This window comes from Methylobacterium sp. WL19 (genome assembly GCF_008040005.1).
In the GTDB taxonomy this organism is placed as follows: Bacteria; Pseudomonadota; Alphaproteobacteria; order Rhizobiales; family Beijerinckiaceae; genus Methylobacterium; species Methylobacterium bullatum.
On sequence record NZ_VRVC01000129.1, the window covers coordinates 1 to 14,268 of the forward strand.

13 protein-coding genes are annotated in these 14,268 nt (G+C 66.7%); 5 read left to right on the forward strand and 8 right to left on the reverse strand.

Translation table 11 applies throughout. The features are described 5' to 3' along the window. The 3 genes from FV220_RS20400 to pgeF form a co-directional block, all read right to left on the reverse strand. Nucleotides 1–433: DUF2076 domain-containing protein (locus FV220_RS20400; protein WP_147833030.1), on the reverse strand; the 433-nt coding region annotated here is incomplete at its 3' end. Between the two features lie 270 nt (nucleotides 434–703). Beyond that, the gene (locus FV220_RS20405) at nucleotides 704–1,525 is read right to left on the reverse strand and encodes a porin family protein (RefSeq protein ID WP_147833031.1); all 822 of its coding nucleotides are present in this window, start codon (nucleotides 1,523–1,525) and stop codon (nucleotides 704–706) included. 271 nt (nucleotides 1,526–1,796) lie between these two features. Beyond that, complete coding sequence (pgeF, locus tag FV220_RS20410; RefSeq protein ID WP_147833032.1) at nucleotides 1,797–2,567, reverse strand: peptidoglycan editing factor PgeF; 771 nt, start codon at nucleotides 2,565–2,567, stop codon at nucleotides 1,797–1,799. A gap of 274 nt (nucleotides 2,568–2,841) precedes the next feature. Between pgeF and FV220_RS20415 the strand changes: the two genes are divergently transcribed. The 5 genes from FV220_RS20415 to FV220_RS20435 all read left to right on the forward strand — a co-directional run bounded on the left by FV220_RS20415 (nucleotide 2,842) and on the right by FV220_RS20435 (nucleotide 8,306). Then, nucleotides 2,842–3,420: a hypothetical protein gene (locus FV220_RS20415; protein ID WP_187273477.1), complete on the forward strand. Its 579-nt coding sequence runs from the start codon at nucleotides 2,842–2,844 to the stop codon at nucleotides 3,418–3,420. Between the two features lie 475 nt (nucleotides 3,421–3,895). After that, nucleotides 3,896–5,005: an aromatic ring-hydroxylating dioxygenase subunit alpha gene (locus tag FV220_RS20420; RefSeq protein ID WP_056145804.1), complete on the forward strand. Its 1,110-nt coding sequence runs from the start codon at nucleotides 3,896–3,898 to the stop codon at nucleotides 5,003–5,005. A gap of 67 nt (nucleotides 5,006–5,072) precedes the next feature. After that, nucleotides 5,073–5,273: a hypothetical protein gene (locus tag FV220_RS20425; protein WP_147833033.1), complete on the forward strand. Its 201-nt coding sequence runs from the start codon at nucleotides 5,073–5,075 to the stop codon at nucleotides 5,271–5,273. Nucleotides 5,274–5,318: 45 nt separating this feature from the next. Next, nucleotides 5,319–6,386 (forward strand): MBL fold metallo-hydrolase, encoded by a 1,068-nt coding sequence (locus FV220_RS20430; RefSeq protein WP_147833034.1) that lies wholly within the window; start codon nucleotides 5,319–5,321, stop codon nucleotides 6,384–6,386. A gap of 441 nt (nucleotides 6,387–6,827) precedes the next feature. Beyond that, nucleotides 6,828–8,306 (forward strand): methyl-accepting chemotaxis protein, encoded by a 1,479-nt coding sequence (locus tag FV220_RS20435; RefSeq protein WP_246689501.1) that lies wholly within the window; start codon nucleotides 6,828–6,830, stop codon nucleotides 8,304–8,306. Between the two features lie 19 nt (nucleotides 8,307–8,325). Here FV220_RS20435 and hslU read toward each other — a convergent pair whose 3' ends face one another. From hslU to hemF, 5 genes are all read right to left on the reverse strand, one after another. After that, nucleotides 8,326–9,639, reverse strand: a complete 1,314-nt coding sequence (hslU, locus tag FV220_RS20440; protein WP_056145812.1) for an ATP-dependent protease ATPase subunit HslU — start codon at nucleotides 9,637–9,639, stop codon at nucleotides 8,326–8,328. 205 nt (nucleotides 9,640–9,844) lie between these two features. Continuing rightward, nucleotides 9,845–11,470: a HAMP domain-containing methyl-accepting chemotaxis protein gene (locus FV220_RS20445; protein WP_238253815.1), complete on the reverse strand. Its 1,626-nt coding sequence runs from the start codon at nucleotides 11,468–11,470 to the stop codon at nucleotides 9,845–9,847. Nucleotides 11,471–11,601: 131 nt separating this feature from the next. Then, nucleotides 11,602–12,138 (reverse strand): ATP-dependent protease subunit HslV, encoded by a 537-nt coding sequence (gene hslV, locus FV220_RS20450; RefSeq protein WP_056158791.1) that lies wholly within the window; start codon nucleotides 12,136–12,138, stop codon nucleotides 11,602–11,604. A 111-nt stretch (nucleotides 12,139–12,249) separates the two neighbouring features. After that, nucleotides 12,250–13,368, reverse strand: coding sequence for an AAA family ATPase (locus FV220_RS20455; RefSeq protein WP_018042306.1), 1,119 nt, complete (start codon nucleotides 13,366–13,368; stop codon nucleotides 12,250–12,252). Then, on the reverse strand, nucleotides 13,365–14,237 hold the full coding sequence (gene hemF / locus FV220_RS20460) for an oxygen-dependent coproporphyrinogen oxidase (protein WP_147833038.1): 873 nt from the start codon (nucleotides 14,235–14,237) through the stop codon (nucleotides 13,365–13,367). Before hemF ends, FV220_RS20455 begins: the two co-directional genes overlap by 4 nt. Nucleotides 14,238–14,268: the final 31 nt, after the last annotated feature.

A 14,268-nucleotide genomic window follows, 5' to 3' on the forward strand; every position in this document is an offset into this window, starting at 1 on the left:
CCTGCTGGCCGGCCCAGGGGCCGCCCTGCTGCGGTCCGCCGTAACCGGGCTGCTGGCCGTAACCCGGCTGCTGCCCATAGCCGGGCTGCTGACCGTATCCCTGCTGCGGCCCACCCTGACCGCCCCAAGGCTGGCCGGTCGGACGCTGGGGTTCCGGCTGGCGCGAGCCGCCGCCGAAGATGCTCGAGAGGAAGCCGCCACCGCCGCCCTGGGGCTGCTGGGCCGACTGACGAGCCTGTTCGAGCTGCTCGTTCAGGCTCTTGATCGCCTCTTCCTGGACATAGATCAGTTGCGCCATCGCATAGGGCGCATAGGGCTGAGCGCGGAGCTTGTCCGCGATGAAGCGCTCGGCATCGGCGTCGCGGGGCTGGCTCGCGGCCTGCTCCAGACGCTGGAAAATGCCGCCGATGACCTCGCGTTCTTCGCTGTTCATGGGGTCGTCCTCCTGAGAGAAGCCTGCGGGCCAATGCCGCCCCGGCGCCTCCGAGATGGGGTGGCGCCTCAGGCTTTGTCAGGGGGTCAACGCGAACTTCGCCGTTGCGGATGCACGGGAGCTCAGGTTCGGAGCATGAAATTTCGGAAAGGTGATAGAGCCGGAGGCCACTCGTCTTCCTCACGCAACAAAAAGAGCCCGGCTTTTCAGCCGGGCTCCTTCTAGAGACCTCGTGCTCCGCCCTGAGGCGGAGCGTCGGTTCTGTAAGGCCTAGTACGAGCCGAACTTGTAGTTCAGGCCGGCGCGGACCACGGCGAACTCGGCTTCGCGAGCCGAAGGGCTGAGCGAAAGCACGTTCGTGGCGGGGTTGTAGACGGAGCGGTTGCCGCGGCCTTCCTGCTCGAGGTTCACGTACAGGCCTTCGACCTTCAGCGTCACAGCGGACGACTTGAAGAAGTTGAAGAACGAGTCCGTGGGGAGAGCGTACTCGATACCACCACCAGCGGTGTAGCCGGTGCGGAAATCGTCGGAGCCGGTGCCGCCGTCGCCGTAAGCGAAGCCGCCGGTGCCGTACACGAGGGTGCGGTCGAAGGCGTAACCGATGCGGCCGCGGACGGTGCCGAAGAAGTTCATCTCGTTGCCGGGGAGGCGAACGGCGGTGGTGCCGTTGAGGCCGCCGACGACCGGGCTGAACGTGCCGTTCACGGTGCGGGTCTTGTTGCCGAAATCGGTGTACTGGGCGTCAGCTTCGATACCGACGACCACGCCCGAACCCGGGGTGAACTGGTAGTTGTAGCCGACCTGGCCACCGCCGACGAAGCCTTCGAGATCGTTGCCGCTGTTCGCGTTGAACACCCGGTTGACCGGGCCGCCGTTCAGGACGGAGCCGGCCGGGAGGTTGTAACGGTCGCTGTTGCTACCGGCGTCGAAGCCGTAACCGGCGTTGATACCGAAGTAGGCGCCCGTCCAGGTGAACACCGGCACCGGCACGAAGACCGGGGGAGCGGCGCGACGCGGAAGGTCGGCGGCGAAAGCGGAACCGGCGATGACGATGCCGGCAAGGGCGGTGGTGCCGCGAAGGAAGGATTTCATGGTCTGGTCCTCTACTCGTTAGCGCGGCCGCCTTTTTGGGAGCGGTCCTGCGCAATTCCCCGTCTATAGCTCAGCATCCCTCAGGAAGCTGTTGCATCGCAACCACGCCGCGTGTGTCGAACACGGCCCCTTTGTGGCAGCGACCACCTCAGCAGAGGCAACGCATAGCCAGAACACTGCCGAACGGCCAAGGTTCACTTACGGCCACGCTTTTTCACTACCTTGGCGAATGACAGATTGTCGCAGACCCTGGCCGCCACCGTCTCGCCTGTCAGGCGGCAAGAACGATCGCCGAAATCAGTCGGCCGTAATCGGCCTCTCCCCGGTGGGTCGTGCGCCGATAGCTATAGAAGCGTTCGGGATCGGCGTAGGTGCAAAGGCCCAGTGTCGATGCCTTCTCGATGCCGGCTTCCCGCAGGCGACGGGCGATGAAGCCGGGCAGGTCGAACTGGGCGTGCCCCTCGCGCTGGCCCGGCGCGAAGTGGGCGTCCGAACCCGGAACCTCTTCGGCGAAGCGGGTGCGGAAATCGTCCCCGACCTCGTAGGCGGCTTGCGAGATCGTCGGGCCGAGCACGGCGATAATGTCGCCCCGCGCCGAGCCGAGACGCTCCATCGCCTCCACCGTGGCGGCGATCACACCGGACAAGGCGCCCTTCCATCCCGCATGGGCGGCGCCGACGACGCGGCCCACGGGATCGGCGAACAGGATCGGACCGCAATCGGCGGTGGCGATGCCCAGAGCGAGGTTCGGCACGCGCGTGACCATGGCGTCGGCACGCGGGCGGTCGGCGAGGGCCATGGGGCCGTCGATGATGGCGACCTCGGCGGAGTGGACTTGATACAGGCTCACGAGATGACTCGGCGCGACGCCGAGATGCCCGGCCATGCGGCTCCGGTTCTCCGCCACGAGGGCGGGCTCGTCCTGCGAGCCGAGGCCTCCGTTGAGACTGGCATAGAGACCGTGGGAGACGCCGCCGGCACGGGTGAAGAAGGCGTGCCTGATGCCGGGCTGTCCCACGAGGCTGGGCGCTTCGATATACATGTGCCGTGTCCGTCCTTTGGCGATTGCGCTCCGAGCTATAGCATCGGCCCGGTCCGCTGGGTGGTCGCGCCCCCTCGACGAAAGCCGATGCCGGCCGTGGCTCGGACTCTCTTATGTCTGCATGATACGGCGGTCGAAGTGACCCTTCGGCAGGGAGGAACACGCGCCACGCGGCGCGCCCGTTTCCGCAAATCGGGACGAGGAAATTTTCTTAACCTTTACGGTTCGTTAAGCATGCTTTGATCGAATGCGTCTGCACACGAGGACGCGAGCGATGTCGGAACCAGCCCGTCACTACCAGGCACAGGATTTAAACGGACGTCCGACGCCCGGACCGCTGCGCGATTGGCTGGCGGCCATGAAGGCGGCGACCACCTCCGCCGAGCAGGCCCCCGCCGCCGACAAGGTCGCGGCGTTCGAAAGACCGGCCGCGCCGGAGAAGGCCGAGCCGCAGGCCTCGTCCTGGTCGCCCCGGGTGGTGTCGCCGCCCGCGCGGACCGAGGCTCCCGAGACCAGCGAGGACGGCGACGTCTCGGAACTGATGGCCGAGAACCTGATGCTCAAGGCCAAGCTCAAGGTCGAGAGCGACCGCTACGACCAACTCCAGGGGATCCTCGCCCAGGAACTGCGCCGCCTGCGGTCGCATGTGGAGAAGGAGATGGCCGAGCTCCACGACCTGCGCGCCGAGCGTGACCGCCTCGCCGAACTCCAGACCCTCTTCGTCGAGAAGCTGGAAGAGGCTCGCGCGCGCTCCGAGAGCGATGCCGAGGAACTGGCCCAGGCCTGTGCCGATCGCGACCTCTGGATGGCTCGGGCCGAGGCACTGGCCCAGCCCCTGTTCCAGAAGCGCTGAACCACTCACTGACCGAGACCCCAACGACGAAGGGCCGCCCCATGAGGGCGGCCCTTCCATTGCCGAACCGCTTGTCCGTTCGGCCGAACCCGGTGAGGGGTCCTCTAACGCGCTAGGCGTGCGCGCCGGAGGCGACGTTCCAGGTCCGGTAAGCCGAGGTAAGCGGCTGATTTAGGCAATGAGACACTGGATCACCTCCTTTCGTTCGTTGCGAGAACCCCAAGCTAGTCACGGATTCGCGGCTTGAAAAGCCCCGATGCGGCAGGCGCGGCGCCTCGCCGCTGGGGAGCTCCCGACCGCCCGCGCGCTGCCCGAAGGCGTCAACGCCAGGCGTTCATCGGCCGGCCCTTTACACTTGTGGCCACCGCCGTCGCCGAGGCGTAAGACGAGGCGCCCTCCGCCACGTATCGTCCCGCGCCCGACCGGCCGGGGCATCGCCGGAGACGCGTTCGCCTCAGGACAATCGCGGCCCATCATGCTCTCATCCCCGCCGCCCCAGGCGAAGGCCGATACGGCAAAGAACCCGGCGACCGACGAAGCGGCCCTCGACCCGGACGCCATGCGCCAGCCCCTGCCCGACGCGTTCTACTGCGTCGGCCGCGCCGACACGCTGAAACCCGGCAGCTTGCGTGCGGTCGAACTCAATGGCGAGCAGATCGTCCTCGGCCGCGACAAGGCCGGAGCCGCCTTCGCCATGCGCGACCGCTGCCCGCACCGGGGCATGGCCCTGTCGAAGGGACGCTTCGATGGCGACGCCGTGACCTGTCCCTTCCATGGTTGGCGCTTCGGCACCGACGGGCGCTGCCGCGACGTGCCCACCCTGTCCTCGGCGGATGCGGCGGATTTCACCCGGATCACGGTCCAGCGCTTTCCTATCCGCGAGAGCGCCGGCTTCGTCTGGGTGAACCCCTATCTCGGGCCGCCGGGCGGCGACCTGCCGCCCCTGCCGGAACTCGGGTTCGAGGCGGCGGGCTCCCTGGTGGTCGAACTCGTGGTGGAGGCCTCCTTCGACCTCACCACATTGAGCCTCGTGGACCCCGGCCACGTGGCCTTCGTCCATGATTCCTGGTGGTTCCGCCCGTCGAAGGAGCTGCGCGAGAAGGTGAAGACCTTCACGCCGACGCCGCACGGCTTCACCATGTCCAGCCATGCCACGACGACCAGTTCGCCGGTCTACAAGCTGCTCGGCGGCGTACCGGAGGTGGAGATCGAGTTCCGCCTGCCCGGCGTGCGGCTGGAGCGGATCGAGGCCGGGCCGAAGCGCGTGGCGAACTACACCTTCGCGACACCGCTCACCCATAACCGCACCATGCTGACGAACGCGCTCTACTGGAACATGCCGGTCCTCAACCTGCTGAAGCCCCTGGCGCGCCCGCTGATGCGGCAGTTCCTGACCCAGGACCAGCAGGTGCTCCAGCACGCCCAGGCCGGTCTCGACCGCAAGCCGACGATGGTGCTGTTCGGCCAGAGCGATCTGCCGTCGCAATGGTATTTCCGCCTCAAGCGCGAAGCCCTCCAGGCGGCCCGCGAGGCGCGGTCCTTCCGCAATCCGTTGGTGCAGCAGGAATTGCGCTGGCGGTCCTGAAACTTTTCGGCTCTCCGCCCCGTAGCTCGTCCTTTCAGACCGATGCTTTCGGGAAGGAGCGAGACCGTTGCCGCATTTCGTCGTTCGCCGCAGTCGCATGGGGCGATTCAACTTCACGCTCATCGGTGCGCATGGGCGGATCACCGGCGTCGTCGCCATTCCGACCGAGAACAAGACCCGCGAGGAAGTCGAGGTCGAAGCCCATCGGAAGATCCGCGCCCTCGCCGGAGAGCTGGTGGCCGTGATGCCCAAGGACTGCGAAGCCTGACGGCGGGCGTCTTGATTGCGCGGCGGCCACCGCCATCTCGGAACGATGAAACGGCAAAGCCTTCTCGCGACCCTCTCCGCGCTCACCGTCATGACGCTCGGCGGCGTCGGCTACGCGGCGCATCGGCGCAGCAAGGGCCGTAACCCGTATTACAGCGGCCCGGTGACCGATCATTTCGACGGGCTGCAGTTCCACGGCGTCGATCAGCCGGCGGACAAGGTGCTTGGAGACATCCTGCGCTGGAAGCGGGAGCGGGCCGGGGTCGCTTGGCCGGCTTCATTTCCGAGCCCCTTCAACGATACGCCGCCGGAACGGGTGGAGGGCTTACGCGTGTCGTTCATCGGCCATGCGAGCTATCTGTTCCAGATCGGCCGCCGCAACATCCTCGTCGACCCGGTCTACGCCCAGCGCGCGAGCCCCCTCTCCGTGGCGGGTCCGAAACGGGTCAATCCGCCGGGCATCGCCTTCGATGCGCTTCCGCCCATCGACGTCGTGCTGATCACCCACAACCATTACGACCATCTCGACGGGCCGACAGTGGCCCGGCTCTGGCAACGGCATCAGCCGCTGATCGTGGCGCCGCTGGGCAACGACAGCATCCTGCGATCCTTCGACGATACGATGCATGTGGAGACATGCGACTGGGGCCAGTCCGTCGATCTCGGCGGCGGACTCACGTTACACATGACTCCCGCCAATCACTGGTCGGCCAGGGGCCTCAACGACAAGCGCATGGCGCTATGGTGCTCCTACGTCCTGACCAGCCCGTCCGGCGTCGTCTATCATTCGGGGGATACCGGTCTCGCCGATGGCGCGATCTTCCGCGACGCCCGCGACCGCTTCGGTCCCCCGCGCCTCGCCACCCTGCCAATCGGGGCCTACGAGCCGCGCTGGTTCATGAAGGGCCAGCACATGAACCCGGCCGACGCCGTCGTGGCGGCCGGACTGCTCGGGGCGGACCAGATGCTCGGCCACCATTGGGGCACGTTCCGCCTCACCGACGAGGGGATCGAGGAGCCGGTGGAGGCGCTGGCGGCGGCATGCGCGGCGGGCGGAATTCCGCCGGAGCGGTTCGTCGCCCTGCGTCCCGGACAGGTCTGGGAAACCCGGTGAGACGGATAGCGGTTCAGCGCCCGGCAGTCCCATAGGGGCGACTGTTGGCATCGCAACTCATATCCTCATCCGCCGTGGATTGAGTAGATAGTAGAAATATAATTATAGATAGAAAAACAGACTCCTTTGTCAAATCAAGGTAGAGCATTAATCGGACGATAAATTTATCGTGCTTCAATACATGCCTCGATAGTATTTCCATCCCCGGATTGCGGCATGATGTTGTATCTTAAATCGTTGACCGCGAAAGTCATCCTCCTCACGGTGGCGATGATCATTCTGGTATCCGCAGCACTTCTCGTGGCCACCAGCTGGGAGATCGACCATCAACTCAAGGAAAAGCAGGCTGCGGATGGGAACCGCCATCTGCGGACGCTGAGTTTGGTGTACAGAGATACGGTCCCTGGGACGGAGATCGGGTTCGATGGGGATCGGGTAACCTTGGCCAGATCGCCGGACCTCGGCGCATTGGGCGATCAATCCATCGTCGACCGCACCGTCGACTATGTCGGGGGAACCGCCACGGTTTTCGCCTACGACCCCGCGGGCGACCGTTTCGTGCGGCGCGTCACGACGGTGAAGAAAGAGGATGGCGAGCGGGCCGTGGGCACCGCCCTCGCCAACGATCACCCCGCACAGGCGCTGATCCGCAGCGGAAAGGTCTATTTCGGGCCCGCGACCCTGTTCGGCCGCCGGTACCTCACCGTTTATCAACCGACGCAGGATGCGAAGGGTCGGATCAACGGCATCCTGTTCGTAGGCGTGCCCCTCGAAGCCTACGACGTGGTTCAAGCTCAGACCATCTCGACGGTGCGATGGACGATTCTATCGGTGGCGCTCCTGGCCTGTCTCGTCCTGGGCTTTGCCGCGTTCCGCATGTTTCGACCCATTCGCGTGGTCGCGGAGCGGACCTCCCGTCTCGTTTCGGGGAATCTCGAGGATGCGATCCCCTATCGCGACGCACGAGACGAAGTCGGTGCCGTGGCCCGTGCCCTCGAAGCTTTGCGCGAAACCAGCCTGAAGGCGCGTGAACTGGAAGCCGACCGGATGGTGAGTGCCAAGGACATTCAGGACCGCCGGGCGTTCATCGATGCCGAGATCGCCCTTTTCCGGGCGCAGGTCGCAAAATCCGTCCGCTTGGTCGGCGCGCAGACGGGCGAGCTTCGGACCCGCGCCGCCGCCATGTCGGACGCGTCTTCGGATGCCACCCGTGCGGTGGAAGGCGCCTCAGCCGGATCACGAGAGGCTTCCTCCAACGTGCAGACCGTCGCAAGCGCCGCCGAGGAACTCTCGGCTTCGATCGTGGAAATCGGCGCCCGCCTCAATGTCGCCAAGACCGAGATCGACGCAGCCTTTGGCGAAGCGTCCGCCACAAACCAGCAGATGGCGCAACTCGCCGATACCGCGCAGCGCATCGGCACCATCGTGGGCCTCATTCGGGCCATCGCGGAACAGACCAATCTGCTCGCCCTGAACGCCACGATCGAGGCCGCGCGGGCCGGCGAGTCCGGCCGTGGGTTCGCCGTCGTGGCGGCGGAGGTGAAAGCCCTGGCGAGCCAGACCGCGAAGGCGACGGACGAGATCGCCGGTCAGGTCGCATCCGTCCAGACTTCGACGGATCAGGCCGCTCATGCCATCGGCCGTGTGACGGATCGCATGGGTGCGATCAGCGTGATGGCCACCGAGCTCGCGACAGCCGTCGCTGCACAAGGGGAGGCGACCGGCGAGATCTCACGCAATGCCGGGAACACCGCCGCCACCTCGGTGGAGATCGCACGCGATCTCGCCACCGTCACGGGTGCCGCCCGTAGCACGGCCACGATGGCCGAAGGTGTCCAGGGCAGCGCCGCCCAGGTGGAAAACGTCGCAGCCGACCTCGAAGCCGAGATCGGACGTTTTCTCAGGGCCGTCGCGGCCTAAAACCTTGCCGGGGCGTGGACTACAGGATGAACCGGCTGAGATCCGCGTTCGCGGCGAGGCTCTCCACCCGTTCGCGGACATAGGCGGCGTCGATCGCGACGGTCTCTCCCGACCGGTCGGTGGCGGTGAAGGAGATGTCGTCGATCACCCGCTCCAGCACGGTCTGGAGCCGGCGCGCGCCGATATTCTCCACCGAATTGTTCACCTCGACGGCGACCCGCGCGAGCGCGTCCACGGCATCGTCGGTGAAATCGAGGGTCACGCCTTCCGTCGCCATCAGCGCCACGGTCTGTTTCAGCAGGCTCGCCTCGGTGGTGGTGAGGATCTGCTTGAAATCCTCCACGGTGAGGGGCTGCAACTCGACCCGGATCGGCAGGCGGCCCTGCAGTTCCGGCAGGAGATCGGACGGCTTCGAGACGTGAAAGGCGCCGCTGGCGATGAACAGGATGTGGTCGGTCTTCACCGGACCGTGCTTCGTCGCCACCGTGGTTCCCTCGATCAGCGGCAGCAGATCGCGTTGCACGCCCTCGCGGGACACGTCGGCCGACGAGCGGCCTTCCTTGGCGCAGATCTTGTCGATCTCGTCGAGGAAGACGATGCCGTTGTTCTCCACCTCGCGGATCGCCTCCTGCGTCAGCGATTCCGTATCCACCAGCTTGTCGGATTCCTCGGCGAGGAGGGGGGCGTAGGCCTCGCGCACCGTCATCCGCTTCGGCTTGCCCTTCTGGCCGCCGAGCGCCTTGCCGAGCATGTCGCCGAGATTGACCGCCCCCATGGACGCGCCAGGCATCCCCGGGATCTCGAACATCGGCAGGCCAGAGGGCGATCCGCCCGACAGTTCGATCTCGACCTCCTTGTCGTCGAGTTCGCTGGCCCTCAGCTTCTTGCGGAAACTGTCGCGGGTGGCCTGGCCCGATGTCGGCCCGACCAGGGCATCGAGGATACGCGACTCCGCCGCCGCCTCGGCCTTCGCCTGGACCGAGCGACGCTTTTCCTCGCGCTTGAGGCCGATGCCGACCTCCACGAGATCGCGGATGATCTGCTCGACGTCGCGGCCGACATAGCCGACCTCCGTGAACTTCGTCGCCTCGATCTTGAGGAACGGCGCGCCGGCGAGCTTGGCCAGCCGGCGGGCGATCTCAGTCTTGCCGCAGCCCGTGGGGCCGATCATGAGAATGTTCTTGGGCGCCACCTCCTCCCGCAGGGGACCGACGAGCTGCTGCCGGCGCCAGCGGTTGCGCAGGGCGATGGCGACCGCGCGCTTGGCATCGTGCTGGCCGACGATGAACCGATCGAGCTCGGAGACGATTTCGCGGGGGGAGAAGGTTGTCATCACGCTCCGGTCGGATGCGGCAGCCGCGCTGCCCGAGAAGAGGGGAAGGCGCGCTTTCGATCCGCACGGATGCGCCACCCGCAGGAACGCTGATCGGGCGAGCCGAAGGCGGAACCATCTGGGCGGGTCGGCATGGGATCGAGATCGTGCACGGCCTCGATCTAAGCGTCGACGGCCTTCCTTTCCAGATGCATCGGGACGGCGTTCAGGCGGCCCGGATGCCGCCGACGAAGCCATCGACCTCGTGTCCGAGGCTGAGGGACTGGCGCGTCAGATGCTCGGCGGCGGCCAGCACCTGTGATGCGCCGGCCCCGGTCTGAACCGCCGCGACCTGAACATCCGCGATGGTTTCGGTGACGGCCTGGGTCCCGCGCGCGGCATCGTTGACGCCGCGGGCGATCTCCTGCGTCGCCACCTGTTGCTGTTCCACCGCCGCCGCGACGCCCATCGCGATGGTATGGACGCTGCCGATGGTGGAGCCGATCTCTTCGATGGCGCTCACCGTATCGCGGGTGGCCTCTTGGATCGTCGCGATCTGCGCGGTGATCTCGTCCGTCGCCTTCGCGGTCTGGGCGGCGAGCCCCTTTACCTCGGCCGCGACCACCGCGAAGCCGCGACCGGCCTCGCCGGCGCGGGCCGCCTCGATGGTGGCGTTGAGGGCGAGCAGGTTGGTCTGGCTAGCGATGCTGGAGATCAGGGCGACCACGTCGCCGATGCGGGACGCGCTGTCGGCGAGGACCCGGACACGCTCCGTAGTCCGGCGCGCGCTATCCACCGCGCCGGCGGCGGCGGCGGATGTCTGGGACACCTGCGCGCCGATCTCGTTGGCGGTGGCGGCGAGTTCCTCGGTGGCCGCCGCGACGGCCTGAACGTTCATGGCCGTCTCGTTGGCCGCGTTCATCACCGCCGTGGATTGCCGGTTCGTCTGGTCGGCATTGGCCGCCATGGAGCGGGCGGTGAGCTCCATCTCGGCGGCCGAGCCGGCCAGGGTCTCGACGAGGTTTCCGACGCTGCCCTGGAAGCGATCCGCGAGTTCGTTTCTCTCGCCGCGGCGACGCTGGGATGCGATTCCGGCGGCCTGGTCCTGGCTGGCGCGGAGGTCCGCCGCCTCTTTCATCGTCGCCGAGAAGACCTGCATGCTGGTCCAGATCTCGCCGATCTCGTCGCGCCGGGGTTTCATCGCCGGCAAGGCCAAGTCCCCTTCGGACAGCCGGCGGATCGCCTGCGAGACGCCGGCCAGGGGACGGGCGATCTCGCGATTTCCCACGAAACCGCCGATCAGCAGGCCACCGAGGGTGCCGCCCACGGCCAGGAACAGCAGAAGCTGGAAACGCTCCGCATAAAGGGAGTCGGTCGATCGATCGATCGCCTCGACCTCCGCGGCGGCGGTGCCGACGAGTTTGTCGATGCTGTCTTGGAAGGCCTGGCGGTTGGCCCGATTGGCCTCGTTGAAGCCCTGATCGGCCGCGGCCTTCGGCGAAACTTCGGTGCCGAGCCGCCCCAACTCGTTGCGCAGGATCGTGAAGCTCGCGGCATCGGCCAGAATCTTGTCGAACGCCGCACGTTCGCTCGCCGGCACGCGCGGGGCCCAGCTTTTGAGCAAGGCATTCATGGCGTCGAGGTTCTTCTTAAGGCGGACTTCGTATTTCTTGGCGTCCTGAGTGTCCTTGGCAGCATAGATGCCGCGAGACTCGACGACGACACTGGTCACGATCTGGTTGAGGTTGGCCGCGTCGAGCGCCCGCTGGGACGCGAGTTTCGCATCCGTCAGGGCGGTGTTGAACGTTTGAAGCGACAGGATGCTGATCGTGGCAACGACGAGCGTCACCATCGAGCAGATCCCTACGAAAGCGAGAAGTTTTGCCCTGATGCGCATTGCCGTCGACCAGATCTGAAGGAAGTCAGGTCTCAGCGCTAGGGGAATATCGACAAGGTTGAGTTAATCCGGCCATCAATCCGGCATTAAGATGCAGAAATTTCGAGCTGCTCGATGACGAGATTGCCGTTCGTGTAGACGCAGATTTCCGCCGCGATGCCCAGTGCCTTACGGACGATCGCCTCCGCGTCGTGCTCACCATCCTCGAGTGCGCGGGCAGCGGCCAAGGCGTAATTCCCCCCCGATCCGATCGCCATGACGCCGCCTTCCGGCTCGAGCACGTCACCGGCGCCGGAGAGAAGCAGGCTGACATCCTTGTCCGCCACCAACATCATCGCCTCGAGGCGGCGCAGGTAGCGGTCGGTGCGCCAATCCTTGGTGAGCTCGACGCAGGCGCGGGTGAGCTGCCCCGGATACTGATCGAGCTTGGCTTCAAGCCGCTCGAACAGGGTGAAGGCATCGGCCGTCGCCCCGGCGAATCCGCCGATGACGGCGCCCTTGGCGAGGCGGCGCACCTTGCGGGCGTTGCCCTTCACGATGGTCTGGCCGAGGCTCACCTGCCCGTCGCCGCCGATGACCACCTTGCCGCCCTTGCGGACCATCAGGATCGTGGTGGCGTGCATTTGCGGCGGGCCGGATCGGTCGTGGGACAAGGCGTCTCTCCAAAGATTGTCTGGCGCTCAGGTGGGTGGCGGGTCGCCCGGATGCCACTCCTTTCGCAAGCAGACGCGGGGCTACACCACCACGGTGATGGCGCGGGCGGCGCGGGTCAGCCCGGTATAGAGCCAGCGCGCCCGGTGCTCGCGGAAGGCGAAGGACTCGTCGAACAGAACGACATTGTCCCATTGCGAGCCCTGCGCCTTATGGACGGTCAGAGCGTAGCCGTAGGTGAACTCGTCGGTCTCGCGTTTGAGGAAGGCCGGGATCTCCTCCTCGGAGCCCGACATCACCGCCCGCAGCACCTTGATGTCGATGGGCCGCCGCCGCAGGGCCGGGTCGTCGTCGGGCACGACATCGAGGCGGACCGTATCGGCGCGGGGCGCCGCTCGCAGGGCATGGACCGTCCAGGTCGAACCGTTGAGCAGGCCCTTCGTCCGGTCGTTGCGGAGGCAGACCAGCTTCTCGCCCACCGCCGGCATCGGGTCGGTGTGGCCCGCGAGTTCCCGCAGGCGGTTGTTGTAGAGCCGCCGCGTCTTGTTCATGCCGACGAGGACCTGGTCACATTCCAGCACGCTCGACGGATCGAGGGAGCGGCGTGAGACGACGCGGCTCTCGCCATACTCGCCGATGCTGAGCCGGCCGCCCTCACGGATCGTCATCGCCATGCGCACGATCGGGTCGTCGGCGGCCTGCCGGTGGACATCGGTCAACATCACGTCGGGCTCGGCCTCGGTGAAGAAGCCGCCGCCGCGCACCGGCGGCAATTGGGCGGGGTCGCCGAGAACGAGGACCGGCTTGTCGAAGGAGAGCAGGTCGTTGCCGAGATCCGAATCGACCATGGAGCACTCGTCGATGACGACGAGCTCCGCCTTCGAGACCGGCCCGGTGCGGTTGAGGGTGAAGGCCGGTCCTCCCTCCTCGGTCTCCTTGCTGCGATAGATCAGGCTGTGGATCGTCGCGGCATCGTGGCAGCCCTTCGACCGCATCACCGAGGCGGCCTTGCCCGTGAAGGCGCCGAAGACGACCGTGCCCTCCACATCGTCGGCGATGCGGCGCGCCAGGGTGGTCTTGCCGGTGCCGGCATAGCCGAACAGGCGGAACACCTGCGGGCCACCGGCCTTGCGCCATTCGGCAATGGCTTTCAGCGCCGCATCCTGCTGCGGCGCGTAGCGGGTCGGTAGGTCGTCGCTCACGGCCAGCGCACGGTGGGCGGCAGCGAGGACAGGATCGAGGCGACGTTGCCCCCGGTCTTCAGGCCGAAGATGGTGCCCCGGTCGTAAAGCAGGTTGAACTCGACGTAGCGCCCGCGCCGCACCTGCTGCTCGAGCCGGTCGGCTTCGGTCCAGGCGCTCGCGAGATTCGCGCGCACGATGGCCGGATAGGCGTCGAGGAAGGCGAGGCCGACATCCTTGGTGAAGGCCAGATCGGCCTTCGGATCGCCGGTCCAGTGATAATCGTAGAAGATGCCGCCGATGCCGCGGGGCTCATTGCGGTGCTTGAGGAAGAAGTATTCCTCGCACCACGCCTTGTAGCGGTCGTAATCGGCGGCCGGCGCATGGGCGTCGCAGGCCGCCTTCATCGCCGCATGGAATCGCAGCGTGTCGGGATCGTCCTGGGTCCGGCGCCGGTCGAGGACGGGGGTCAGGTCGGCCCCGCCGCCGAACCACGTCTTCGTCGTGGAGACGAAGCGGGTGTTCATGTGCACGGTCGGCACGTTCGGATTCCAGGGATGGACGATAAGCGAGATGCCCGTGGCGTAGAATCGCGGGTCCTCCGCCGCGCCCGGCATCTGCGCACGGAACTCCGGGGCGAACTCGCCGAAGACCTGTGAGACGTGGACACCGGCTTTCTCGAACACGCGGCCATGCAGCATCGCCATGGTGCCGCCGCCGCCGGGCGTGCCGCTATGGTCGGTGCGCTTCCAGGGGGTCTTCACGAAGCGTCCGGCCTCGGCCGGGGCATCGGGATGGAACGGCCCTTGGGCCTCCGCCTCGATCGCCTCCAGTTCCGCCACGATCCGGTCGCGGAGGCTCGCGAACCAGGTGGTGACCTCATCCTTCAGGAGGGCGAGTTCGGCGGCCGGGGGCGGTGGC